Below are 24,302 nucleotides of genomic sequence, written 5' to 3'. Positions count from 1 at the left end.
CGACTGTCATTCTTCAAAAAAATTTAAATTACATTTTTAACAAAATTTTACTTAACAGCTTCCTTCAAAGCCTTACCAGGCTTGAATGCTGGTACCTTTGATGCTGGAATTTCGATTTCTGCACCAGTTTGTGGGTTACGACCCTTACGAGCTGCACGATCACGAACTTCAAAGTTACCAAAGCCAATTAATTGCACTTTTTCGCCATTTTTCAAAGCTGCTTCGATTGAGGCAAATACTGCATCAACTGATGCAGTAGCATCTTTCTTTGTTAAACCAGTTGCTTTTGCAACTGAATCTACTAATTCTTGCTTGTTAGCCATTTTTTTGCTTCTCCTGAGAGTATTTATTAACCGTCGAGCGGTTTTTGAAATGTGTCGAAACATTATTTCATGTAACTAGAATACCATAAGAAAGCCCGAATGTGTAGTGTTTACGCGGGTTTTCACTGTTTCGTAATCTTTTTGTTACATAAAAATCATGTTTATGCAAAGAAAAGTCCCAATGATACTAATTTTGTTGCGTCAACTCATTATTTACGTGCACGAACAATTAATTTAATTGGCGTACCAGTAAAATCAAAGGCTTCACGAATTTTATTTTCTAAGAAACGTTCATACGAAAAGTGCATCAATTCAACATCGTTAACAAAAATAACAAACGTTGGTGCCTGAATCGCTACTTGTGTGGCATAATAAACGCGTAATCGGCGACCATTATCTGACGGTGTTGGATTAATAGCAATTGCATCCATAATCACATCATTTAAAGTTGAAGACGAAATGCGTTTACGATGATTGTTATCAACGTCTTTCACTAATTGTGGCAAACGATCCAAACGTTGCCCTGTTATTGCAGAAACAAAAATAACTGGGGCATAATCTAAAAATTTAAACTCAGAGCGAATCATGTTTTCAAATTCTTTCATCGTATGATCATCTTTTTCGACTGCATCCCATTTATTAACAACAATAATCATAGCTCGTCCAGCTTCATGTGCAAATCCGGCTACGTGCTTATCTTGTTCACGAATGCCTGCTTCCGCATCAACAACCATTAAAATAACGTTACTGTTATCAATTGCTTTAAGTGCACGCATAACGGCATATTTTTCAGTGTTTTCATACACCTTACCACGCTTACGCATACCCGCTGTGTCTACCATGATAAACTCATCGCCTTCAGGCGTTACAAAACGGGAATCAATAGCGTCTCGCGTGGTTCCTTCAATGCTAGACACAATCACTCGGTCTTCGCCAAGCATTGCATTAACAATTGAAGATTTTCCGACATTTGGTCGCCCAATAATACTAAATTTAATTGCGCCTTCGTCATCTTGTTCGGCTGCCTCGTCTGGGAAGTGTTTAACTACCTCATCCAACAAATCACCTAATCCAAGACCATGGGATCCAGACACGGGGAAAGGATCTCCTAAGCCGAGTGAATAAAAATCATAAATATCTTGTCGCATTTCAGGATTATCGACTTTATTAATTGCTAAAACAACTGGTTTGTGTGTCCTATACAACATTTTTGCCACAACTTCATCGGCTGATGTGACACCTTCACGACCTGATGTAATCATAACAATCACGTCAGCTTCATCAATTGCTAACTCAACTTGTGCACGAATTTCAGCTAAGAAAGGTGCATCTCCGAGTTCGATACCACCGGTATCAATCATACGGAATTCATAATTCAACCATTCTGCTGGTGCATATAAACGATCACGTGTGACCCCTGGTTGATCTTCAACAATGGCAATTCGCTCACCTGCCATGCGATTAAATATTGTTGATTTTCCGACGTTGGGTCTACCAACAATTGCTACTATTGGTGCTGCCATAATGGCACCTCTTTCTTTTCTTACCGTGGGCTTCCACTAATGCCCACTCAAATTTTCTTCAAAAATAAAAGAACTGGCTAACCAGCTCTTTTATTTTACTCATATTACAACTTATCACCAAAGATGTCACCCAATGTTGCACCTGAGTCATCTCCATGCTGCTTATAAGCAGCAATATCCGCACGTGATGCTGCTCCGTCATTTCCACGACGATCTTCACGTTGTGGCTTTTCTTCCAAAGCTTTCATTGACAATGAGATACGTTCTTCGGCTGGCTTAATATCCAATACCTTAACTTGTACCTTATCACCTGACTTCAAAACTTCTGAAGGGTTTTCAATACGCTTGTTTGATATTTGTGATACATGGACAAGTCCTTCAATACCAGGCAAAATCTCAACAAAAGCACCAAAATCTTTTACGCGCTTAACTGTACCTTCAAGAACTGCACCAGCAGCAATTTGTTCTGCTGCTTCGTCCCAAGGTCCACGTTGTGTTGCTTTAATTGACAACGAGATGCGACCTTTTTCAGTATCCAAAGCCAAAATCTTAACATTGACCTTATCACCCTTTGTCAAAACATCTGCTGGGTTTTTAACGCGGTCATGCGAAATTTCTGAAACGTGAACCAAACCATCCACACCACCTAAGTCAACGAAGGCACCAAAGTCTGTCAAACGCGCAACAGTTCCTTCAACAACTTCACCAACAGACAACTTACTGAATATTTCAGCTAACTGTGCAGCACGTTCTTGGGCTGCAACAGCTTTACGTGACAAAATCAAACGTGCATTAGCAGGATCAATTTCGATAACTTGTGCTTTAATATCTTTATTTCTGAACTGGTTCAAATCAGAAACGAAACGTTCTGCAACCATTGATGCTGGTACAAAACCACGAACACCGTTGACATCAACGATCAAACCACCACGAACGGCGTTAATAACCTTGGCATCTACTGTATCACCTTCGCCGAAGCTCAAGTTTTCCCATGCCTTACGTGCATCTAATCGCTTCTTTGATAACAAGTAGGCTACGCCTTCCTTGTCACTCGTTACGTTAGAAATAACAACAGCTTCGATGCTATCTCCAATTTTCAATTCGTCTGCCAGGTTGATGTTACGATCGTCTGAGTACTCACGTGCTGGCACAACTCCTTCTTCACCGGTAGGCAAACCAACTACTGCTTGGTTATCGTTGTCAATGGCTAAAAGTTCACCTATAACAACATCTCCCACCTTAATTTGATCTGCTGCGCTTTCGAGAGCTGCTAAGAACTCGTTGTTTGTTTCACTCATGACGTCTAACGTCCTCCTACAATTTACACTATGAATATAGTTTACCAGAATAGTCTGCTCTTGTATAGTAAAAAAACAGCGTTTTCACGCTGTTTTTTACTGTTACTGATTATTTTTGATAATTTCGGTAATTTTAGACACCACTTCTTCAATACTTTGACCTGTTGTATCGACTAAAATAGCATCTTTTGCTTGCACTAATGGGCTAATTTCTCGATGAGAATCTTTGTAATCACGTACCGAAATATCTTTTTCTAAATCTGCTAAACTGGTTGTCATACCTTTAGTAAGGTTTTCTTTATAACGTCGTTGTGCCCGCTCTGAAACACTGGCTACTAAGAATATTTTAACTTGAGCATTCGGCAAAACCGTCGTCCCAATATCTCGCCCATCCATAATGACATTTTGGCTGTTTGCAATGTTCCGCTGCCTACTAACTAAATCTTCACGAACAGCTGCATAGGATGACACCAGTGAGACATTATTAGTGACTTCTGTTGAACGAATAACCTCAGTTACTTCGTCGTCATTTAGAAAAACACGTTGACCAGGTGTACCAGGTTCAAAGCGTATGACGGTTTTAGGAAGTAAGGCTATTATTTCTTCTTCCGCTTCATATGATAACCCTGCACGACTAGCAGCCAGCGTAATCGCGCGATACATTGCACCGGTATCAACATACACATATTTTAAATTAGTGGCCAATATTTTGGCAATAGTTGATTTACCAGCTGATGCTGGTCCGTCAATCGCTATTTGAAAATTTTTTGTCATAGTTTCCTCTAGACTATTGAATATTAATATCTCTGCCTGCATATTGTGTGTAATTACCGACTGTCAAACCAGGATTCAATGCAACGACTTGATCGGTTGTCATACCATGAGTAACTGCAAAATTATACAAGGTCTGACTTGCACCAAGAACCGCAGTTTGTCCTGTTACACTTGAGGCAGCATCAGCACTACTGCTTGTTGCCTCGCTAGAAGATGGCGCTGAGCTGACCTCCGAACTCGGTTCAATACTACTTGATACAGCTTCTGAACTTGATGATGCCTCAGATTGACTTTCTGAAGATGTTGTTGTCTTTCGAGTAGACGATGACACTTTATGACTAACCGATGTGGCTGTTTGCCCTTGTGGCTCTTTTTTATTTGCCCAATAACCATAGACCGGTACACTTGCCAAAATTAAGAAGGCTAATACAATCAAAAGAACCCGTAATCCCTTGTGTTCACCTAATTTTTTATCTGTTACGCGCGCAAACTTTGGTTCAACCTTTTTGTTCTTATTCTTCGCTGATCGGCTCATATGATTTGGATCAAAATCGTTCATTATATCACGACCTCCACTATAATATTATTCACTTAAAATTTTACCACATTGCACGCTTTCGTGTTGATAATGTTTCATTAAGAAATAAATTTATGTTGCAATGGTTTTAGCAGGGATAACACAACTAAACTCACGCTTCCCCAAACAATCCCCTGTATCAAATTAAAAGGTAACACTATGGCAATAAAATAACGACTTAAGCCAATTGCTTTTGCAATATCAAAATTCGCAAATTGTGCATATAATGGTACGGCCACAAACCAATTCATGATAACAGCTGATCCAGTCATCCCTATTGTTGCCACAATAACCGCTAATAGACTTTTGCCAATGTTTTTAGATGCGACATACGGCATTATCCACAACATAATAACAGAAAAAATAACGACGGCAACTAAATTAACTGGTAAGCCCAAATAAGTATTGACACCTTCATTTGCCAAAACTAATTTTAATATCGTACGTAAGATAACCGTCCACATAGCCGCAGAAATACCAAGCCAATAGCCCGCTATAATGACCGGAATAATCGAAAAATCTAGCTTTAAAAAACTAACGCCAGGCATAATTGGCACTTGTGGAAATAACATTAAGCCAAACGAGATCGCACTTAATATTGCAATCAATGTTAACTTTTGTGTTCGTGTTGTTGTAGAAATGGCCATATTTTTATCCTCAAAAAAAACTGCACAATTTGTCAGGGTATCACAAAAAGGCAGTTTTAACTTTCTTTTTTAACTTCTTTATACCCGACTTTACGGTCGGCTCCGGATTTTAACCAGATCAACTGCTTTCGCAGGTTGCGGGCTTGCCATGTCATGCATGTTTCACCGCCGGTTGGGATTTTCACCCGACCCTGAAGTTTATTCAATTTTTATTATTATATCAAATCCACAAATTAAAAACAAGTTATCATTTTCTACGATAATTCTTGTAATCTTCTGCTTTTAATCGTCTAACTTCAGCCCCAGTCAACTTACGATACTCACCAGATTGTAAACCGATCAAATCAAAAAAAGCATACTGTTCACGTGTCAGCTTAGCAACTGGCAAATGCACCTTTTGTAGCATATTTTTAATTTGATGGTTACGGCCCTCATGAATAATCACGCGAACCATACTTGTTTTTTTATCTTTATCAACGCGTTCAACTGTTACGCGCGCAGGTGCTGTTTTACGGCCTTTAATGACGACACCATGTTTCAAAGGCGCTAGCTTGTCATCCGTTGCAATACCCTCAACTTTAGCCATGTACACCTTATCTACACGTGATTTAGGGTGCATTAACTGGTTCGCAATCACACCATCGTTAGTCAACAATAACGCACCGGTCGTATCATAGTCTAACCGACCAATAGGATAAACACGTTGGCTAACATCACTCAAAAGATCTATGACTGTCTGACGCCCTTTTTCGTCATTATTAGTCGTGACAACGCCACGCGGTTTATTTAACAAATAGTAAACCAGCTTCTCACGACCCTCAATTGGTGAACCATCTACTTCAACCGTATCACTTGGTTCGACCTTCATACCAGGTTCAGTAATCGCTTGTCCATTAACTTTTACGCGACCTTTGGCAATTAATTCTTCTGCACCCCGTCGCGAGGCTAACCCAGCTTGTGCAATAATTTTTTGTAACCGTTGTGCTTCTTCAGACATGTTTACTCTCTTCTTCCGTTTCTGCCACGCGTGCTTCAAACGCGCTGGTAAATAACTCGCCACCCTCATCGCCAACTTCCAATGTATCAAAATCTGGTAAAGATGGTAACTCTGCTAATTCTTTTAACCCAAAATAGTCTAAAAATTCAGTCGTTGTGCCATACATAATTGGCCTGCCAGGCTCATCTTTTCGACCTATCATCACAATTAATTGGCGCAATGCTAATTTTTGTAAGGTTCCTGAAGATTGCACACCGCGGATTTGATCAATTTCTACACGCGTGATCGGCTGTTTGTAAGCAACAATCACAAGTGTTTCTAGTTGTGCTTGTGATAAAGTCGCATTAATTGGTGCCTCAAAATAGCCTTTCACGGTAGCACCTAACTCTGGTTTCGTTACCAAACGATAAGCCCCATCTGATTCTCGAATCTCTAAGGCACTCGCTAAATTGTTAGCATAACTTGTTGCTAGGTCATCAATTAATGTCACCACAGCTGGTTTAGCAAATTGTGTCATAAGACAAATGTCTTCGATTTTGATACCTTCATCCCCCGCCACAAACAGTAGGGCTTCTACTTGAGCTAGATTATTCATTATCGTCCAACTTTTCAATTTTTAAAAATATTTCTGATTGTACACTTGCCTGATGCATTGTAACTTTATCCTCTTTAGCCATCTCAAGTAAAGCTAAAAAAGTCATGACCAACGGATCGCGATCATATAGGTCATCAAACAGCGACTCAAAGGTTACAACATCACCCACTTTTTGAGTCATAAAACGTTGTCTAATGTTATTAATAGCTGTCGTCATTGTATATTTTTCACTAATAACACGTCGACTAATAGGTGTTTGTTGCCTTTTTTTACTTAATAAATGTGCAAATGCCGTTTGTAGGTCAATTAATCCAAGCCCTGGTGCTAATTTTGTTTCTAGTTTGACATCTGCTGGTACTAACATAGGTAATCGAGCAAATGATTGCTGATGCTGGTTCTCACGCTCACGTAATTTACCACTGGCTGCTTGGAATTGCTTATAAGTCAGCAACTGCAGCATCAATTCTTCTCGCGGATCAAAATATGATTCTTCAATGAAGTCCTCTTCAACAGTTTCTTGGGGTAACAAATCAGCCGACTTAATTTGAACCAAGGTCGCTGCCATAACTAGATACTCACTTGCAACATCCAATTGCATGTTTTGCTGCTCATGAATGAAGACCAGGTATTGTTCTGTAATTTTGGCGATCGGTAAATCAAAAATATCCATTTCCGATTGCTTAATTAAATGGAGTAATAAATCTAATGGCCCTTCAAATTCGTTTAATTTAATTGTTAAACTACTGACTCCGATGACGATTTTCTCCACTTATTAATCAATTTTTGATTATCCAATGTCCCCATAATAAATGCTGTCTGATTTTGACCTTGAAATTCTGAGAGCATCGCAAAATAATTGGCTGCTGTACGGGATTCTGGCGTCAAAGCTACATGTCGAATCAATGCAATATCTTGTGACAATAGTTCGACCCCTAAAACACCCTGTACCCGACTTTCACTTTGCCAAATGTACAAAAGACGTGTATCACGATCATTATACCAAGCAATTTCCGCATTTAAATGAGATAATTCTCGCAGTCCTGGTAACAATGATAGAATACCCATAACCGTTTTCTGATTGTCATTTCTAACCTGTGTTAACATTGTTTCTCCTGCATCTTATTCGTAAAAATTATGCGCGCGGATGAAAGTTATCATACACTTCACTCAGCCTTTTTTTGGAAATATGCGTGTAAATCTGTGTCGTCGAAATATCTGCATGTCCTAACAATTCTTGCACAATTCGCAAATCCGCGCCATTTTCAAGGATATGAGTTGCAAATGAGTGACGCAGTGTGTGTGGCGAAACATTCTTATTAATACCGGCTTCTAAAACTAATTTTTTGATAATTTTCCAAACACCTTGTCGACTCAGTTGGCTGCCACGATCATTTAAAAAAACAAAAGGTGACTCACCATCTTTTAATAACATCAAACGACTATTATAAAAATATCTTTCTAACCACTCTGCAGCAACTTCTCCAATTGGGATGATGCGTTCCTTATCACCTTTGCCAATGGTTTGAATCAAACCAAGTTGCAAGTGTAAATCACTCATTTTCAAATTAACCAGTTCACTCACGCGTAGACCAGTAGCATATAGTACTTCAATTAGTGTCCGGTTACGTACACCCAAGGGTGTTTTCTCAGTTGGCACGGCAAGCAAATCATCAATTTCTGCAACACTTAACACAGATGGCAAATGTGCCGCTTTTTTTGGTGGCTTCACATCAGTCATTGGATTATGCACCACAAGTTTTTCTTGCACTAAATAACCAAAAAATTTACGCAACGACGTGACCATTCGAATCACTGAATTATTGGACTTACCTTGCTCGCGTAAATGGTTTAACCAAGTCAATATGACAATATGGTCAATAGCATTTAATTGCAAGTCTTCAGTCGTCACATAAAGCGCAAACTGCTGTAGATCTTGATGGTAACTTTTAATGGTATTATCCGACAGGCCACGCTCAATTCGTATGTAATGCAAATAGTCAGCAATCGCGTTATCTATATTATGTGTCATTATTTCTCGATTAGCTTAATACCATCATCAATTTGTTCTATGGCACGGTCTTTATACAAATGTCCCAAGGCGCGTTTAAATTGGCTTTTACTAAATCCAAACTGTCTTTTAATTGCTTCTGGATTACTTTTATCATTAAATGGCAAGAAGTGGTCAGCCCGACGTTGCAATTGCAACAACAAGAATTGTGCATCTTCATCCATCGTTTGATAGGCTAAAGGCTTCAATGATAAATTGAGCGCGCCGTCCTCACGGACGCCTATCACACGTGCATCAACAACTTGTCCCAAACGTGGTTCATCATCACGTTGTGAGGGATGAATGAAACCAAGATAGTACTCGTCTGTTACGACTAACGTCCCCACCATTTTATTACGGTAAACAGTTGCTTTAACTGTTTTTGACTTTAATTCTTGCGGTGCACGACGAGAAACAGCATCAATAATTGATTGCTGCGCAATTTCACCCCATAGTCGACCCTTGTTGTCTTCTTTCATAGCCAACATCAATTTATCGCCCTTTTGTGGCCATAAAGTTGAAATTGTTGGTAAATCATCTAACGATACAACTAAATCCTTGTTGGGCAACCCAATATCTACGAAAACACCCAAATCATGTCGATTAGCTACAACAGTTCCCCAACCATAAACATCTTTTTGTACTGTGGGCAGTTGCTTTGTTATCTGAAATTTATGATTTTCATTTTCGTAGGCAAACCCTGTTACCAAACCACCTATTTTTAGGGGTTTTTCAAGTTCTGACTTATCAATTTCATATGTATTACCGTCTACTTGAGCAAAAAAGTAACGATCGTTTTCATCTGTCACATCTGCTTTTATAATTGTTCCAACTGCTGGATTTGTCATTATTTTTCCTCTGACACGCAACTTCACGTGCTTTTTCTTTAGTAACCTAGTTTACCATGGATAAGTTAACATAATCTATAAAAAAAACAATTTTTACGATAATGTTGACTTGACAAGATCAGCCACTAACTTACCATCAGCTTTTCCTTTTACTTGTGGTGTCACAATTCCCATGACTTTACCCATATCTTTTAATGAGGTTGCACCAGTTTTGGTAACAGCTGCTTGAACAATGGCTAGAACTGCTTCTTCAGTTAATTGCTCCGGCAAATACTTTGCTAAAATGGCAAGTTCTGAACGAATACCGACTGCTAAATCTTCGCGGTTACCTTTTTCAAATTCGGACAAAGATTCGTTACGTTGCTTTACCTCACGTGATAAGACTGTCAATTCTTCGTCTGATGTCAAATCGTGTCCCAAACTAATTTGCTCATTCATAACAGTTGATTTAACCATACGAATCACTGACAAAGCACCTTTATTTTTGTCTTTCATAGCTTGCTTCATATCAGAGTTAAGGGTTTCTAGTAATGTCATTTTTTCTCTTCTTTCTACCATAAATGCTCATGTTCTATTTTGTATGAACATGCGCGCATTTTATTACATTTAATATTCTGACTATCACAGAATATTGTAACACAAATAGCGTTTTTCTTTTTGTATGGACTTTTATCATATGACCACGTTATCATTTTTTTACTGGCACATTACTTTTTGCCATAAACTGCTTGACTGCATACATCGAAAAAGAGTCAAACTATGAATTCAGCAACAAAAAAGCACGCGATTCTTGCGACGCGTGACAGGATTGTGTTCATTATTTTTAACAAATTAGCCAAACAACTGCCTGTTAGCTGGTAACTACTTGTTCAGAAACGTATTTTGCATATAACGCATGACTTTTTAATAATTCCTGATGCGTCCCGGAACCAGTTACTGTACCTTGTTCAATAAAATATATGTTATCCGCAGTCACAATTGTTGACAAACGATGAGCAATAACTAACGTTGTGCGATTTTGCATCAATTTTTCAAGCGCATGCTGGACCATCGACTCCGATTCAGAATCAAGCGATGCAGTGGCTTCGTCTAACATTAAAATTTTTGGATCGCGTAAAAATGCACGTGCAATCGCTAACCGTTGGCGTTGACCACCAGATATTTTAACCCCACGTTCACCAACTTCCGTATCTAAGCCATCTTTCATCTCCGAAACAAATGTTTTGGCGTAAGCAAGGGCTAGTACTTCCCAAAGCTGATTGTCTGTATAAGTAGCAACAAGTCCATAGGTTAAATTATCTCGAATACTGCCCGCCATGATTGGTGAATCTTGTGATACAAAACCAATTTGGTTACGCCATGATGCCAAACTTATTTGATCAACATTAATATCCCCAATCTTAAACTCACCAGCGTTAGGCATATAAAATCGTTCTAATAACCCCAATATTGTTGATTTTCCACCACCCGAAGGACCAGCAAAAGCAATAACTGTGTTGGGTTTAGCTTCAAATGAGATATCATATAAAATCGGTTCATCATCTTTATAACCAAAGGTCACATGTTTCATAGACAAGATCTTACCTGTCACATCAATTATGTCACCAGCTTGTAAATCCTCGCCAGCTTCATCAAGAATATCACCAATTCGCTCAGTTGCTCCTTGCGTTTTGGCCAAAGTCGTTGCAAACGTTGCAATGGTCGCAACTGGTGGTAACATTTGAAATAAATACATCATAAAAGCAATTAATTTTCCTGTCGTCATGTCTCCTTGAGAAATGCGATAAGCACCAAACGCGATGATAATCATGAATACACCCATCATGACCATAGTCATTAAAGGCTGTGATACACCATCAATAATAGCTTCACGACGTCCTAATTTAAATAAATGCGTAATTTGATGATGTCCACGTTCTAGTTCTTGTTTTTCAGAGCCAGACGATTTAACTAAACGTATTTCAGATAGTGTGTCAGTAGATTGCCCACTAAATTCAGCAATGCCGTCTTGTGTCGCTCTACCAATTTTACAACCCCAAATCATAGGAATCGCCATAGTCGCTGCGGCTAGTGGAATAGCAATTAAGATAAGTAATGCCATATGCCAGTCTACTATAAACATTAAGATAACAGCACCTAATAATTGAATGATTCCCGTGATAAAATTAGGAAAACTATTGGCTACCAGATTCTTAACTTGTGACGTGTCGTTCACTAAACGAGAAATCATTTCCCCAGACTTGACTTCATCAAAATATTTAACTTTTAAAACAACTAATTTATCCCATAATGTTTTGCGCAAATTCTGTACGATTTGTTCACCGGCAACGCCTAACAAGAAATTACCAACAGAAGTCACTATGGCAGCGCCAATAAAAAGTGCCAATGCCACAGTGATTAATTGCTTGTTCAAACCATCTTTGAAGGTTGAAATAATTTGACTAGCAAAAACCGGCGTCACTAAATTCCCAACGACACCGACGATACCCAAAATTAATCCGGTGCCTAAATACCGCCATTGCGGATGAGCCATTTTGATTAAACCAAAAAAATGTGACCAATTAAATTTCCCTTTATTTTTAGGCCGCCTACTGGCACCCCTGGTTCCATTGTCATTCATAGTTATGTCCTCGATATGTCTATTTTTTGAAACATGGGTCATTCAGTTATGAAATTAAGGCCACCACGGCCAATGCCCTTCATGCTTATCAAATGTTTCACGATCTATTTGACGTTTTAATTGACTCAATCCTCGTCGCATATGATCATTCTGATGACCACGTGCTTTGGTTAAGTGTTCAAACATCATCTTGCGATGCTTATCCATATTTTTCGTCAATTGTTCTGTAAATTCTTCCGAAGCCACATGTGTATTTAATTTATGCAAACTTTCAGCAAGTTGTAGACGTTCGTTATCATTTAAAACACTGAATAGCGATTCTTGAAATCCTTGACGTGAATCATCAACATCTTGCAATTGTTGACGACCAGTTGTTGTAATTTTAACTTTAACGACACGGGCATCATTACCATCTTTCACACGAACAACTAAGCTGTCAGTTGCAAGTTTATTAATTAAAGCTGTAACTGATGCTGGGCGAATATCTAAAATTTCAGCAATTGCACCGGCCGTTAATTCTTTATCAGTTTCCGACAAAATACGTAACAAGCGATGACTGTTATTCGATCGCCCGTTACCGCCACCAACGCTATGCTGTGCAGCCAACCAAATTAGTGGCTGTTGGACTAATTCGCCCAACTCATTAAATAATGTCTGATTATTCATTTTGATTTCCTCTTGTCGGTTATTTTATTTAGTTTATTTATTTTTATACTAACTAATTTAATATAAATTCAGTTTACATCAATTAGTTAGTTTAGTCAATTAGAAACTAACTAATTGATGTAAAAAAATTGTAAGGCGTGACATTTCCTTACAACTTATACTTCAGTCGTTTTGACGCAAAAGAAAAACGCCACCAAAGTGACGTTTAGAACCTTTAACGGCCCTTCTTCTTGTTACGCTTTTGTGCTGCTTCAGACTTCAATTTACGAGCAACTGAAGGCTTAACATAGTATTCGCGCTTACGGTATTCTTGGAGAGTACCGTCTTTTGAAACACCACGCTTAAAGCGACGCAATGCATCATCCAAAGACTCGCTCTTACGTACGATGACCTTTGCCATGTGATAACCCTCCTCTCTCGCATTTTATTTCGTTTTAACGACATGCTGTAAATACTCACTAATTCTATCAGAAATAATACTTGTTGTCAATGTTATAAAACTTTCAATACCTTAAAAAACTCTGTGACTATTAAATCATCTGTCGTGAAAGTATGTCCAATTTCTTGCGCCACATCACTAAAAAAAGGCGCATGTACTTTATGCCAGTAAGCCAAATTTCGTGTCCCCTCACCCTCTAAATAACCGATTTCGTCATCAACTTGTTTGTAAGGTTGTAAGACAACTTTTGTGTTGACTGTAATTACCTTTGGTTGCGCGGCATTGTCTAAAATTAAATTCACATGACCGACAGTGGGGACTATTTCATTATCATTTGTGTAATCCAAAAAATAACTTGAAGTGGCTGTTTTTTTGCCTGCAATGACTAATTGTGCCAACGCCGTTGGATCAACACCAAACTGCCATGACGTACGTGGACTATTAGAAAAAATTGGAAATTCCGTCATAAAATCAAGCCAAATTTGCTCGTGTGCCATGTCTTTCTCCTATAATAATACCGATAAAGTTATAACTGATAAGCATCTTCATATAATTTTGTCATAAAATCAAGCCAATATTTTGGATTCAATGACTCACCCGTCGCATTTTCCAAAATTTCATTTGGATCCACTGCGCCACCATGCTGCCAAATATGTGCTTGCCGCCAATCAAAGATAGGTGAATAATCACCTGATTTAAAAATAGCTTCGAAATCAAGCGTCTTAGCCATTGTTGCCTTAAATTGCGCAGCATATAGGTGTCCCAAAGCGTAACTTGGAAAATAGCCAAATGATCCGCCTGCCCAATGGATATCTTGTAAAATACCGTTTAAATCATCTGGTACCTCTAGGCCAAGGTATTTTTTATATTTGGCTTGCCAAAGCGCTGGCAAATCAGCCAGGTCGACATGATCATTAAAAATAGCTTTTTCAATTTCATAACGAATAATGATGTGCAACGGATAAGTTAGTGGGTCAGCTTCTGTACGTATCAAAGTTGCATCCGTTTTTAACCACCCTTTATAAAATTTATTCACTGAAATATCATCTAATACAGGTGAAAAAGTCGCTTGAAGTTTCGGGTATTCCGATGTCCAAAATTCTTTTGAACGGCCAATAATGACTTCATTAAATAACGACTGAGATTCATGGATGCTCATACTGATTGGCAATACAGCACGTGCATCATCATATTTTGGATCAACGTTTTGTTCAAATACGCCGTGCCCTGCTTCATGAAAAATACCAAGCACTGCCATTTGAAAATTTTTTTCGTCCCATCGCGTCGTTATACGCGCATCATCGCGATTCAAAGCTTCCATAAAAGGGTGAATTGTATCATCCAAACGCCCCTTATTTAAATTATAACCTAGTCGTTGTACGGCTGACATGGCATATTGACTTTGCTGCCTTTTAGACACTTCACGATATAAAAACATGTTTTCGGGTACTGTACCTGACACAGACAATCGCGACCTTAAAGCCGTTATGCCCACCTTTAATTGTTCGAATATGTCATCTAATTTTTTGACCGTTAAACCTGGTTCATACTGATTAAGCAACACATCATAAGGCGTTGCTTCTTCTTTTTGCCACAAAGGAATAAACTGTTTCAAGTAACCAATAATGCGTTCAACATAAGGTTTAAAAATGTTATAGTTGTTTGCTTCGCGTGCTCTTGACCAATAATCTTGTGCCTCAGAAAGCGTTTTTTCAAAAGCAACAAAATCTGTTTGAGGAATTTTACCAGTGATTTCAAAATCTTCGCGTGCCTTTTTCAACACGAGCTGGCCCAATTCATTTAATGCCTGTCCATCAGAGGTTAAGTCTGTTAAAATTTGGCGCCTTTTATCGCCCGTTGCTACCTGAAATAACTTTTCAGCCAAATAAGCATCAGTATCCGCTCGAAAGTGTCCAGCATCCTTTGGCATGCCCGTTAAGGCATCCCAACCTGAAAGTGCTGAAAGTTGCGATAATACTGTTTGCTCCTTAACTGATTCAAATAAATCTTGCTGTGTCGTCATATTTACTCCTAATAAATTAAATATTTGTTTATAATTATCTTATCATTTATTCATCTAATTTAGAAGTGTGTTTTGTGTCTGTCATTCGCCAATAAACGACCAAACTAATCGCGATCACCAGCGTAACATAAATAAAAAACCAATTTTCATGATTTATCTTTTTTAAATATAGGGCGACATATTCAACAGTCCCACCAAAAATAGCAACAGTTAAACCATAAGGCAAGCCAACACCCAGCGCTCTAATTTCAGTTGGAAACATCTCTGCTTTAACAATAGCATTGATTGATGTATAACCCGTTACGATAATTAGGCCAGCCATCATCAGGCCAAAAGCTGCCCAACCGCTTTTAACATGTGATAACAACGTTAAGATTGGTATCGTCAATACAGTTCCTAAGCCACCAAACCAAAACAGTAATGGCTTACGGCCAATTTTATCAGAAAGTGCGCCTGCCAACGGTTGCAAAATCATAAAAATAAACAGCGCTACAAAATTAATCCAAGCAACTTGTTGTTTTGGCAAACCCACAGAATTAATCATAAATTTTTGTAAATAGGTTGTATAAGTATAAAAAGCAATCGTACCGCCTAATGTGAGACCAACCACCGTTAAAATCGCCTTCGGATAGCGCATCAATTCACGCAAATTGCCTTTTGCCTTCTTACTTTGAGCCATAAACTGATCAGACTCTTCCATGCTCAATCGTAATATTAGCACCACAAGTGCTCCCATAGCGCCAATAAAAAATGGTATACGCCAACCCCATGCCATCAAAGTTATTTCTGTCATTGTCATTTGCAAAATAATCTGAACACCCAGAGCAATCAATTGACCACTGATCAGTGTCACATATTGAAATGATGCATAAAATCCCCGATGCCCAGCACTGGCCATTTCTGACAAATAGGTGGCGGAAGTGCCATACTCACCACCTAAAGATAGACCTTGAAATAGACGTGCTAAAATTAAAATAATTGGTGCAAAAATACCTATTTGAGCGTAACTTGGTGTAAGAGCAATAACAAATGAGCCGCTTGCCATGATAAGCACTGACAGCGTTAATGCAGCTCGTCGGCCATGTTGATCCGCATATTTCCCCAACACTAAGCTACCTAACGGACGCATCAAAAAACCTATTGCAAATACCGCAGCTGTACTAAGTAGCTCAGCCGTTTTATCATGTGACGGGAAAAATGATGGTGCAAAATAAACTGCAAAAGATGCATAAACATACCAATCAAACCACTCAATTAAATTGCCTAGTGATCCTTTTAGGACGTTACTAATAATTTTCTTTTCTGATCGCATAATCAATCCTCCTACAACCCTGTTATGACGTAATTTAACATGTTATCGCATGAACGTCTTCGTACGCATTGCATAATACTTATATAATCCTTGTGCATAATAGACAAGTACGGTAGAATAACAATAAAATTATGAGGTTAAAATAATGAAACTAAACGATATACTAAAACACCCGTCACTTCAGAACATTCAAGTCGCTGCTGGTGTCAGCGGTTTATCTCGTGATGTATCCCAAGTGGGTATGATCGATGCACCCGATATTCAGGATTTCCTTTTTGAAGGCCAATTATTAGTGACTTCTGGTTTTCACTTTACTAAAAATCCGCGTTTATTACATGATCTCATTGTTGGTATGCATGACATAAATGCAGGCGGCATTGCAATCAAATCAGGCCGTTACATATCTAGCTTACCAGCAGACATTGTTATTTTAGCAGATAAATTAGCTGTTCCTATACTTTGGACACCTGCGGATGATTTTTTATCTTTAACGGTCAAGCGTCTCACAGCCGTTATTTTGGAAACACAAAATACTGAACTACGGCAAATCATCGCTATTAACCAGCGATTATCAGACTTAAACGCGCAAAACATTACCTATCAACATTTACTTGATCAAAGTGCTAAAGTGTTAAAAACACCACTGGCTTTATTGAATTCTCATTTTACAGCAATATATGCTAGTAGTGAGTGGGTTGCTCAACGTGAATTTTTAACATATTATTTGCGCCATGAATCTGGTATCGATTATCTTAACTTATCAACAGCAACGCGCATGACGTTTAATCATCAACAGATTGATATCTTACCAATTTTTTCAGCGTTAAACGAAAATAAAGCGTTTGCTGCGTTTGTTGTCAACGAATCAGAACCATCAGATTTTCAAATGTTACGACAACAACAAGTAATGAATACCTTAGGCCTCGCTAATTCTCGAACGGACTTATTAAACGAAACTGATTTTCGTAACCGTTCCGGATTTTTCTTGAATGTGATGCAAGGTGGCTTAAGCGATACGGCCATAGATAATTATTTACACGATGCAAATATTGACAACAAACAATGTTTTCGTGTGGCCATAATAGATTTTGTTCAACAAAATAAAATCATAGAATCACATCAATTTGAAATTCGCCAACAACTCGTACGGTGGTTTATTTCCGAACACCATTTGCCAGTCCTAACCTTTTCGCATAGTCAGCAGCTTGTACTACTGATTGATGAAGATATCGATACACGGCAATTTTTGAAACAATTATTTCAATTTTTAAAATTGCAAAAAGCACTACATTATCCTTTTACAATTGGTTTTTCAAGAATTGCTCAGCCTATACATAAGTTAGCGGACCTATATGATCAAGCAAATAATGCCTTAAAATTAACCTCGAGTCAACACCCAATCATGCAGTTTCGACCAAAAAATGCACAAGAATTGCTACATCTACTACCCACACAAGAACGTGATGTTTTTGTAGAAAAAACGTTGGGTAAGATTTTAAAAAATCCGGAATTATTGGAAACGCTAAAAAGCTACATTTTTTTACATCAAAACGTCACTGCTGTTGCGACAGCTCTATTTGTACATCGCAACACAATTAATTATCGTCTTAAACGCATTAGCGCACTATTAGAGATTGACTTAGACATGCCGGATGTCCTTGCGGATATTCAATTGGCATTATTATTGATTTAACTGTGCATGTTGCACAAAACAAAAAATATTTTTTGTGCTTTTTAAATGAGTAAAAAATGATGAAAATGATAGTATAGTTTCAACGACTATTTTCATAGTCATTTACAAATTGGGAGGTTCATTTATATGATCGAGTCGACAGATATCACAACAAACGCTGATGGCACTAAACGTGGTCTCAAAAAGAAACACGTCCAAATGATTGCGATTGGCGGTACCATCGGAACAGGACTTTTCTTAGGTGCTGGTAATTCTATTGCCCGTACTGGTCCATCAATTTTAATTGTTTATGCTGTTTTAGGTGCCTTTTTCTTCCTTATGATGCGTGGTATTGGCGAAATGTTGTACGCAGATCCTTCGCAGCATACATTTGTCTCCTTTATCAGTAAGTACGTTAGTCCTGGTGCTGGTTATTTCGCAGGTTGGTCATACTGGATCGGTTTAGTTTTCGTGGCAATGGCCGAGTTAACCGCTGTTTCAACTTATGTCAAATTTTGGTTCCCGCATTGGCAAACTTGGATCATACAAATTGCCTTTTTAGCTGTTTTAACACTAATTAATTTGGTTGCCGTTAAAATTTTTGGTGAGACAGAATACTGGTTTGCCATGATTAAGATTATTGCAATTGTTGCCATGATTGTTACCGGTTTGGTTTTGATTTTTACTGGCTTTCAAGCCCCTGCTTCAGGTGGCCACACGGTTGCATCCTTTAGCAACATTACACACAATTTCTCAATGTTCCCAAATGGTCCAAGCATGTTCATTGCTGCTTTCCCGATGGTTTTCTTCGCTTTTCAAGGTATGGAATTCATTGGCATCACAACAGCTGAAACGCAAAATCCTCGGGCTGTGTTACCACAGGCCATTAATACAATTATTATTCGTATTTTAATCTTTTATTTAGGGGCAATGACTATCATTATGTCAATTATTAATTGGCACGTTATTGCCAGAACACCAGATCAAAGTCCTTTCGTTATGGTATTCCAATTAGCTGGCTTACGAGCCGCCGCTATTATCATTAACTTTGTTGTCTTGACATCTGCTGCTTCAGCTTTAAATTCTGCAATATATTCTGCTGGTCGTCATTTTTATCAACTCGCAGAGGACTCAAAGACACCACTCATGTCTCACTTTAGCAGAATTTCAACACATGGGGTTCCTGCTAATGCAATTCTTTTGACAGCAGTATTAGTACTACTCTCACCCGTTATTAATGCTATACCACAAATTACTTCTGCATTTAGTTTCATCACATCAATTTCTTCAAACATGTACATTATTGTTTATGCTATGACAATGTATGCCCATCGCAAGTTCCGTGAATCATCTGACTATCTACCAGATGGCTTTACAATGCCAGGATATAAATTCACAAGTCCCCTGACATTACTATTCTTTGTTGCTATCTATTTCAGTCTATTCTTCCAATCAGATTCTCGCGTATCTGCTATTGGTGCTGTTATATTTACCATTGTTTTTGGGTATCTAGCTCATCGAAAGTTTGCAAAGGTAGCTACTGATATATAATTAAAAACACTTTAAAATAGCACGCCTTATACCCGAAATGTTGTCTAACATTTCGGGTATTTTATTACGGAAATAAAATTAAAAAAGCCAATCACCGGGTTCAATTCCGGAAACTGACTCAAACATGATAATTATTATTTTGTTATGATTTGAAAACAATAGCAATGAGAAATTTTTGTTTATTAATTTTATATTAACAGCAAATGAAAGGTTTTTTAGCCGCAATTACACGGGACAACGACAAATTACGGCTACTTTCAAACAAACATTAGAGCTGAATAGATTATTGCTACTTTGATTTATACAATGCTTTAAACAAGATATTAAACTGGCCTCTAAAAGACATCGCTTGTTCAAATAAATCCTCGCCATCATTTAACATTTTCACGGTTGTCCATCCCAGAGCTTCCGTGATGGACACAGCCACAGATGCATTTATTGCGGCGCCTGCCACAGTGCCGACAGCAGGAACAAACTTGATGATATTACCAACAGCGCTCCTGCCCAAGCCAACCACTACAAGCTCCTTAGATAAACTCCTTCCTACACTTGCCGACCATGATTGGCCAAACAATTTGTGTAATCGTGACATCATTGTGAGCTGGATAGGTACGAGCAAAAAAGCATCCGAAAACGGTATTGGTGAACAACCAACAATTGCTGCACTTAGAGAGGCTGCATGAATAATTCGATGGCATTTTATTTTAGTTTGATCATCTACACCAACTAAAAATTCTGAAAAAGTACGTTTGAATTGATGTTGACTCTTAGATAATACTTTTTCAGCTTGAACTCTGGATTTATCAAAGGTATGCTGTATAATTTTTGATGTTTTAGTTGGCATTTGTTTTAACACATCTGAAAAAAATGATTTAAACTCCGCTTCATCTGAATTAATTTCGACGTTATTATTTTGACGATTTTTCTTCATAAAATACCTGCTTTCCTCAAATTATCAATAATATACAATACTCTGCTTCAATGTTAAATTTACCATACTTGACAGAATGATTTCCACTTTGCTGCTTCATCTGACTACTTATTTTTTATCACATCTTATGATAAAGTAGACATTTTTCCATCTATAATTTGATATACTTTATCAGCCATTTCTTTGAGTCGTAAATCATGCGTTACAACAATAATTAATTTGTTATGTTGATGTGCCAATTTTTTTAAGAGCATCATTACTTCTAATGAGCGTTCTGTATCCAAAGCCGCTGTTGGTTCATCAGCTAAGATATATTCGGGATTAGTATATAATGCACGTGCAATGGCAACACGTTGTTTTTGACCACCAGACAGCTGACTAGGATATTTTTCTTTTAAAGCAAGAATGCCTAAATCATCAAGTAATTGATTCAACTCATGCGTTGACATGTTGTCTTTTTTAATCTTATGAATTAAAGTAAACTGTTCTTTAACGGATAAAAATGGTACCAAGTTATAAGATTGTAAAATAAAACCAATCTTTTCTAGTCTCAACTGCGCCTGCGCTTTTTTTGTGAGTTCGGTTATTGACTGGCCACTAATCATCACCCTGCCTGACGTTGGCGTCTGTAACCCACCGGCAATTGTCAGAAATGTCGTTTTTCCAGAACCTGATGGTCCGACAACAACGATCAGTTGCCCGCTCTTTGCCTCAAAATTAACCTTATCCAAGGCAACATATTCACTGGTATTTTGGCCAAATATTTTACTAACTGATGAAAAAACAAAATTTGCCATATGCTATTCAACCTCCAATAATTGTATACGGATCAACTTTAGTGATTTGACGAACTGGAATAATACTACCAAACAACGACATCATGATTACGCCAACACTCGTTGATAAGATATTAGACACATTAATCATAATTGGTACTTCACTTGGAATAATCATAGCAGTTATTGCACCAATAATAATAGCTAAAGCGACGCCAATAACTGACATAATTAACGATTGGACCAACGTATTTAACACAAGATAACTGGTTGAAATGCCTTGTGCCTTGAGGACACCGAAATTTGGTAATTTTTGGACCGTTAAAATATACAAAAAAATTGAAATAACAATAAAAATAATAACATACAGAAAACCAATCATAAAATTAAAGGTTAAATTTTGAGCACGATATCCCGGTAATTTATTAATAAATTGATTCATGCTCATCGCTAAAGTGTTATTGGATTTTGCCAATTTCCCCGGGGCGTCTAGCGTTAAAATAGCACTGATGACACCACGATTAATTGGTTTGATTGTCTCAAACGATGTATAAATAACCGGTGACACACTCAGCGTTGCACGAGGTGTAAAACCAACAATGCTTAATTTTACATTTGAGTTAGCTACTTGTAATTTGTCCCCAATTTTAAACCCATCATTTTTAAAAACATCTGATACAAAAGCTGTGTTTTTAGCTGAAAACTTATCACCCTGTGTCACTTTTAAATTTTTATAAACAAATGACTTTTTAGGCAACGCAATGATTTGGGCATTTTCTTTTAAATCCTTGTCAGACTTGACCAACGAACTATATTGCGAAATCTGCGTTCCTTGAGTAGATTTGAGTGTTTGAGCAGATAAAAATGATTGACTTAATCGCCCCTCAGAGTCCTTATCTAAAATAATTGTTTTAGCGCCCCACTCATTAATAGCCGCCTTATTGAGATTGGCCAAACCTGATGACAAGCCGGTTAAAATAATCAATAAATAACTGACTAAAAATATGAGTGCAATAATTAATCCATATCGCAACTTTTCATATCGTATTTCTTTAATGGCTAAAAACATTGATATCTCCTCATATACAAATTTTTACTGTACAATCAGTTTACACTTATCGCTTGATAAAATCTATTAATAACCCTTTTCAAAAGTAAAAATAAGTTTACTAAGCCTTATTAAAAACATCTTTGCTTTCCTCATAGACAGCAATGGCTCGCGTTCTAGCAAGTTTATGATTGACAATTGGTGATGGGTAAGTTAATGCCAACTTAACACCATATTCTTTTTGTTCAACCAATGTTAATAAATTTGGCTCGTGAATTTTTTGTCCTTTTATACGCGCTAATTCTGGCACAAACTTGGCAATAAACTGCCCCTTTGGATCAAATTTTTTTGATTGCAACGTTGGATTAAATACTCTAAAATAAGGTACGCTATCTGTGCCTGTAGATGCTGCCCATTGCCACCCACCAATGTTACTTGCTGGGTCATAGTCAACTAGCATATCACGAAAATATGCCTCTCCCCAGCGCCAATCAATTAATAAATCTTTTGTTAAAAAAGAGGCAACAATCATTCGTAAACGATTATGCATCCATCCCGTCGTATTGAGCTGTCTCATGGCTGCATCAATAAGTGGAAAACCAGTTTGTCCAGTTTGCCATTTTTTAAAGTCTACTGCATTGTTTTTCCAAACAATATTTTGAAATTCAGATCGTAAAGCATGCGTTTGTTGGTCAGGGTAATTTGCATAAATCATATTATAATAGTCTCGCCAACAAAGTTCTTTTATAAACGTGAGACGTCCATCACCATCTGGTGCTTGTCTGACAGCTTCATAAATTGTTCTAATAGAGATTTCACCCGTTCTCAAATATCTTGACAAGTGACTCGTACCGTCAAACATCGGATTATCGCGTTTTTCTTCATAATAACTTATTTTATTTTGAATGAACGCCTTTAATAGTTTATTTGCAGATGCTTCACCAACTTGATCAATCACTGCATATTTGTGATGTTCATTGATGAGTTGATTCAATTGCCCATCATAATTTGTGAGTGATAAACTCATATTTTTTTGACGTATATCATCAAATTGTATTTGAATAGGTGCTTTTTTTGGTAACTGAAGCCATTTTTTAAAGTATGGGGTAAACATTTTATAGCTTTCCCCGTTATCTTTTTTAATTTCAGTTGCCCCATGTAAATTATAATCAACAAATGAATGTGAGCTAACACCTAACACTTCTCGACAGTATTTTGCCACTTTTTGATCTCGTAACCTACCATAACCATTCTCATCATTATTAAAATAAAGGTTGTGCCAGTTAGGCAGCAACTGCTTTATTTTGCTAAAAACCGATATTAAATCACCTTGTAAAATCTGAAGATGAATATCTTTATGTATTAAATCATCTTTCAATTGTTTAACACTAGCAAAAAATGCGCTTTGATTAACCGTACTTCGTTTATTTACTTGCTGTGGATCTAGAATAAAAATCAGTAACACCTTGTCACTATACTTTATTGCCTCTGCCAAAGCCACATTATCAGTTATTCTTAAATCCCTACGAAACCACATGACACTTGTTTGACTCAAATTTTTTTCCATATTTCTATCGTAACCCGTAAATTATTTAAAGTCTAGCAAGTTAACGACACTTTTTCATCATAATGACG

The 24,302-nt window shown here is 37.6% G+C and carries 25 protein-coding genes and 1 riboswitch; of the genes, 2 read left to right on the top strand and 23 right to left on the bottom strand.

What is annotated here, in order from left to right; genetic code table 11:
- Positions 1 to 47 precede the first annotated feature (47 nt).
- The 19 genes from AB3K24_RS04530 to AB3K24_RS04440 form a co-directional block, all read right to left on the bottom strand.
- A complete protein-coding gene (locus tag AB3K24_RS04530; protein WP_010385704.1) occupies positions 48 to 323 on the bottom strand; it encodes an HU family DNA-binding protein in 276 nt (91 codons plus the stop codon).
- A gap of 209 nt (positions 324 to 532) precedes the next feature.
- Positions 533 to 1,846: a ribosome biogenesis GTPase Der gene (der, locus tag AB3K24_RS04525; RefSeq protein ID WP_367974007.1), complete on the bottom strand. Its 1,314-nt coding sequence runs from the start codon at positions 1,844 to 1,846 to the stop codon at positions 533 to 535.
- Between the two features lie 104 nt (positions 1,847 to 1,950).
- Positions 1,951 to 3,144 carry a 30S ribosomal protein S1 gene (gene rpsA, locus AB3K24_RS04520; protein WP_220734435.1) on the bottom strand — a complete coding sequence of 398 codons (1,194 nt, stop codon included), beginning with the start codon at positions 3,142 to 3,144 and terminating at the stop codon, positions 1,951 to 1,953.
- A 102-nt stretch (positions 3,145 to 3,246) separates the two neighbouring features.
- Positions 3,247 to 3,918 carry a (d)CMP kinase gene (cmk, locus tag AB3K24_RS04515; protein WP_367974006.1) on the bottom strand — a complete coding sequence of 224 codons (672 nt, stop codon included), beginning with the start codon at positions 3,916 to 3,918 and terminating at the stop codon, positions 3,247 to 3,249.
- A gap of 13 nt (positions 3,919 to 3,931) precedes the next feature.
- Entirely contained in the window at positions 3,932 to 4,477 is a 546-nt protein-coding gene (locus AB3K24_RS04510) for a peptidoglycan-binding protein LysM (RefSeq protein ID WP_367974005.1), read from the bottom strand.
- 77 nt (positions 4,478 to 4,554) lie between these two features.
- A complete protein-coding gene (locus AB3K24_RS04505) occupies positions 4,555 to 5,142 on the bottom strand; it encodes an ECF transporter S component (protein ID WP_367974004.1) in 588 nt (195 codons plus the stop codon).
- A gap of 67 nt (positions 5,143 to 5,209) precedes the next feature.
- A riboswitch (FMN riboswitch) is annotated at positions 5,210 to 5,345 on the bottom strand.
- A gap of 44 nt (positions 5,346 to 5,389) precedes the next feature.
- Positions 5,390 to 6,139 carry a pseudouridine synthase gene (locus tag AB3K24_RS04500; RefSeq protein ID WP_367974003.1) on the bottom strand — a complete coding sequence of 250 codons (750 nt, stop codon included), beginning with the start codon at positions 6,137 to 6,139 and terminating at the stop codon, positions 5,390 to 5,392.
- A complete protein-coding gene (scpB, locus tag AB3K24_RS04495; RefSeq protein ID WP_367974002.1) occupies positions 6,132 to 6,734 on the bottom strand; it encodes an SMC-Scp complex subunit ScpB in 603 nt (200 codons plus the stop codon). The genes AB3K24_RS04500 and scpB overlap by 8 nt, the downstream gene beginning before the upstream one ends.
- Positions 6,727 to 7,503, bottom strand: coding sequence for a segregation and condensation protein A (locus AB3K24_RS04490; protein ID WP_367974001.1), 777 nt, complete (start codon positions 7,501 to 7,503; stop codon positions 6,727 to 6,729). The genes scpB and AB3K24_RS04490 overlap by 8 nt, the downstream gene beginning before the upstream one ends.
- Positions 7,470 to 7,838, bottom strand: coding sequence for a riboflavin biosynthesis protein RibT (locus AB3K24_RS04485; protein WP_367974000.1), 369 nt, complete (start codon positions 7,836 to 7,838; stop codon positions 7,470 to 7,472). The genes AB3K24_RS04490 and AB3K24_RS04485 overlap by 34 nt, the downstream gene beginning before the upstream one ends.
- A gap of 28 nt (positions 7,839 to 7,866) precedes the next feature.
- Positions 7,867 to 8,763: a site-specific tyrosine recombinase XerD gene (xerD, locus tag AB3K24_RS04480; protein WP_367973999.1), complete on the bottom strand. Its 897-nt coding sequence runs from the start codon at positions 8,761 to 8,763 to the stop codon at positions 7,867 to 7,869.
- A complete protein-coding gene (locus tag AB3K24_RS04475; RefSeq protein ID WP_367973998.1) occupies positions 8,763 to 9,629 on the bottom strand; it encodes a CvfB family protein in 867 nt (288 codons plus the stop codon). The genes xerD and AB3K24_RS04475 overlap by 1 nt, the downstream gene beginning before the upstream one ends.
- Before the next feature lie 93 nt (positions 9,630 to 9,722).
- A complete protein-coding gene (locus tag AB3K24_RS04470; RefSeq protein WP_367973997.1) occupies positions 9,723 to 10,166 on the bottom strand; it encodes a GatB/YqeY domain-containing protein in 444 nt (147 codons plus the stop codon).
- Between the two features lie 313 nt (positions 10,167 to 10,479).
- A complete protein-coding gene (locus tag AB3K24_RS04465; RefSeq protein ID WP_409201748.1) occupies positions 10,480 to 12,249 on the bottom strand; it encodes an ABC transporter ATP-binding protein in 1,770 nt (589 codons plus the stop codon).
- Positions 12,250 to 12,303: 54 nt separating this feature from the next.
- On the bottom strand, positions 12,304 to 12,915 hold the full coding sequence (locus AB3K24_RS04460; RefSeq protein ID WP_367973996.1) for a MarR family winged helix-turn-helix transcriptional regulator: 612 nt from the start codon (positions 12,913 to 12,915) through the stop codon (positions 12,304 to 12,306).
- 214 nt (positions 12,916 to 13,129) lie between these two features.
- A complete protein-coding gene (gene rpsU / locus AB3K24_RS04455) occupies positions 13,130 to 13,315 on the bottom strand; it encodes a 30S ribosomal protein S21 (protein WP_010017424.1) in 186 nt (61 codons plus the stop codon).
- Positions 13,316 to 13,407: 92 nt separating this feature from the next.
- Complete coding sequence (locus tag AB3K24_RS04450) at positions 13,408 to 13,851, bottom strand: ASCH domain-containing protein (protein ID WP_367973995.1); 444 nt, start codon at positions 13,849 to 13,851, stop codon at positions 13,408 to 13,410.
- A 29-nt stretch (positions 13,852 to 13,880) separates the two neighbouring features.
- Entirely contained in the window at positions 13,881 to 15,377 is a 1,497-nt protein-coding gene (locus AB3K24_RS04445) for a carboxypeptidase M32 (protein WP_367973994.1), read from the bottom strand.
- Between the two features lie 46 nt (positions 15,378 to 15,423).
- The gene (locus tag AB3K24_RS04440) at positions 15,424 to 16,689 is read right to left on the bottom strand and encodes an MFS transporter (protein ID WP_367973993.1); all 1,266 of its coding nucleotides are present in this window, start codon (positions 16,687 to 16,689) and stop codon (positions 15,424 to 15,426) included.
- A 145-nt stretch (positions 16,690 to 16,834) separates the two neighbouring features.
- Here AB3K24_RS04440 and AB3K24_RS04435 point away from each other — a divergent pair, with 145 nt between their 5' ends.
- Together AB3K24_RS04435 and AB3K24_RS04430 are read left to right on the top strand one after the other, a co-directional pair.
- Complete coding sequence (locus AB3K24_RS04435; RefSeq protein WP_367973992.1) at positions 16,835 to 18,382, top strand: PucR family transcriptional regulator; 1,548 nt, start codon at positions 16,835 to 16,837, stop codon at positions 18,380 to 18,382.
- Positions 18,383 to 18,508: 126 nt separating this feature from the next.
- The gene (locus tag AB3K24_RS04430; RefSeq protein ID WP_367973991.1) at positions 18,509 to 19,912 is read left to right on the top strand and encodes an amino acid permease; all 1,404 of its coding nucleotides are present in this window, start codon (positions 18,509 to 18,511) and stop codon (positions 19,910 to 19,912) included.
- Between the two features lie 289 nt (positions 19,913 to 20,201).
- Here AB3K24_RS04430 and AB3K24_RS04425 read toward each other — a convergent pair whose 3' ends face one another.
- From AB3K24_RS04425 to AB3K24_RS04410, 4 genes are all read right to left on the bottom strand, one after another.
- The gene (locus AB3K24_RS04425) at positions 20,202 to 20,843 is read right to left on the bottom strand and encodes a YcjF family protein (protein WP_367973990.1); all 642 of its coding nucleotides are present in this window, start codon (positions 20,841 to 20,843) and stop codon (positions 20,202 to 20,204) included.
- A 125-nt stretch (positions 20,844 to 20,968) separates the two neighbouring features.
- The gene (locus AB3K24_RS04420; RefSeq protein WP_367973989.1) at positions 20,969 to 21,640 is read right to left on the bottom strand and encodes an ABC transporter ATP-binding protein; all 672 of its coding nucleotides are present in this window, start codon (positions 21,638 to 21,640) and stop codon (positions 20,969 to 20,971) included.
- A 7-nt stretch (positions 21,641 to 21,647) separates the two neighbouring features.
- Positions 21,648 to 22,688 carry an FtsX-like permease family protein gene (locus AB3K24_RS04415; protein ID WP_367973988.1) on the bottom strand — a complete coding sequence of 347 codons (1,041 nt, stop codon included), beginning with the start codon at positions 22,686 to 22,688 and terminating at the stop codon, positions 21,648 to 21,650.
- Between the two features lie 100 nt (positions 22,689 to 22,788).
- The gene (locus AB3K24_RS04410) at positions 22,789 to 24,234 is read right to left on the bottom strand and encodes a cryptochrome/photolyase family protein (RefSeq protein WP_367973987.1); all 1,446 of its coding nucleotides are present in this window, start codon (positions 24,232 to 24,234) and stop codon (positions 22,789 to 22,791) included.
- Positions 24,235 to 24,302: the final 68 nt, after the last annotated feature.

The organism is Leuconostoc aquikimchii (assembly GCF_040838325.1).
Classification (GTDB): Bacteria; Bacillota; Bacilli; order Lactobacillales; family Lactobacillaceae; genus Leuconostoc; species Leuconostoc aquikimchii.
Note: the sequence above shows the minus strand (reverse complement) of the source record. Positions and strands in the feature narration are given on the sequence as shown.

Excerpts from the sequence above, each read along its gene's own strand:
- AB3K24_RS04530 (WP_010385704.1), bottom strand. The coding sequence starts at position 323 with ATGGCTAACAAGCAAGAATTAGTAGATTCAGTTGCAAAAGCAACTGGT.
- der (WP_367974007.1), bottom strand. The coding sequence starts at position 1,846 with ATGGCAGCACCAATAGTAGCAATTGTTGGTAGACCCAACGTCGGAAAA.
- rpsA (WP_220734435.1), bottom strand. The coding sequence starts at position 3,144 with ATGAGTGAAACAAACAACGAGTTCTTAGCAGCTCTCGAAAGCGCAGCA.
- cmk (WP_367974006.1), bottom strand. The coding sequence starts at position 3,918 with ATGACAAAAAATTTTCAAATAGCGATTGACGGACCAGCATCAGCTGGT.
- AB3K24_RS04510 (WP_367974005.1), bottom strand. The coding sequence starts at position 4,477 with ATGAACGATTTTGATCCAAATCATATGAGCCGATCAGCGAAGAATAAG.
- AB3K24_RS04505 (WP_367974004.1), bottom strand. The coding sequence starts at position 5,142 with ATGGCCATTTCTACAACAACACGAACACAAAAGTTAACATTGATTGCA.
- AB3K24_RS04500 (WP_367974003.1), bottom strand. The coding sequence starts at position 6,139 with ATGTCTGAAGAAGCACAACGGTTACAAAAAATTATTGCACAAGCTGGG.
- scpB (WP_367974002.1), bottom strand. The coding sequence starts at position 6,734 with ATGAATAATCTAGCTCAAGTAGAAGCCCTACTGTTTGTGGCGGGGGAT.
- AB3K24_RS04485 (WP_367974000.1), bottom strand. The coding sequence starts at position 7,838 with ATGTTAACACAGGTTAGAAATGACAATCAGAAAACGGTTATGGGTATT.
- xerD (WP_367973999.1), bottom strand. The coding sequence starts at position 8,763 with ATGACACATAATATAGATAACGCGATTGCTGACTATTTGCATTACATA.
- AB3K24_RS04475 (WP_367973998.1), bottom strand. The coding sequence starts at position 9,629 with ATGACAAATCCAGCAGTTGGAACAATTATAAAAGCAGATGTGACAGAT.
- AB3K24_RS04470 (WP_367973997.1), bottom strand. The coding sequence starts at position 10,166 with ATGACATTACTAGAAACCCTTAACTCTGATATGAAGCAAGCTATGAAA.
- AB3K24_RS04465 (WP_409201748.1), bottom strand. The coding sequence starts at position 12,249 with ATGAATGACAATGGAACCAGGGGTGCCAGTAGGCGGCCTAAAAATAAA.
- AB3K24_RS04460 (WP_367973996.1), bottom strand. The coding sequence starts at position 12,915 with ATGAATAATCAGACATTATTTAATGAGTTGGGCGAATTAGTCCAACAG.
- rpsU (WP_010017424.1), bottom strand. The coding sequence starts at position 13,315 with ATGGCAAAGGTCATCGTACGTAAGAGCGAGTCTTTGGATGATGCATTG.
- AB3K24_RS04450 (WP_367973995.1), bottom strand. The coding sequence starts at position 13,851 with ATGGCACACGAGCAAATTTGGCTTGATTTTATGACGGAATTTCCAATT.
- AB3K24_RS04445 (WP_367973994.1), bottom strand. The coding sequence starts at position 15,377 with ATGACGACACAGCAAGATTTATTTGAATCAGTTAAGGAGCAAACAGTA.
- AB3K24_RS04440 (WP_367973993.1), bottom strand. The coding sequence starts at position 16,689 with ATGCGATCAGAAAAGAAAATTATTAGTAACGTCCTAAAAGGATCACTA.
- AB3K24_RS04435 (WP_367973992.1), top strand. The coding sequence starts at position 16,835 with ATGAAACTAAACGATATACTAAAACACCCGTCACTTCAGAACATTCAA.
- AB3K24_RS04430 (WP_367973991.1), top strand. The coding sequence starts at position 18,509 with ATGATCGAGTCGACAGATATCACAACAAACGCTGATGGCACTAAACGT.
- AB3K24_RS04425 (WP_367973990.1), bottom strand. The coding sequence starts at position 20,843 with ATGAAGAAAAATCGTCAAAATAATAACGTCGAAATTAATTCAGATGAA.
- AB3K24_RS04420 (WP_367973989.1), bottom strand. The coding sequence starts at position 21,640 with ATGGCAAATTTTGTTTTTTCATCAGTTAGTAAAATATTTGGCCAAAAT.
- AB3K24_RS04415 (WP_367973988.1), bottom strand. The coding sequence starts at position 22,688 with ATGTTTTTAGCCATTAAAGAAATACGATATGAAAAGTTGCGATATGGA.
- AB3K24_RS04410 (WP_367973987.1), bottom strand. The coding sequence starts at position 24,234 with ATGGAAAAAAATTTGAGTCAAACAAGTGTCATGTGGTTTCGTAGGGAT.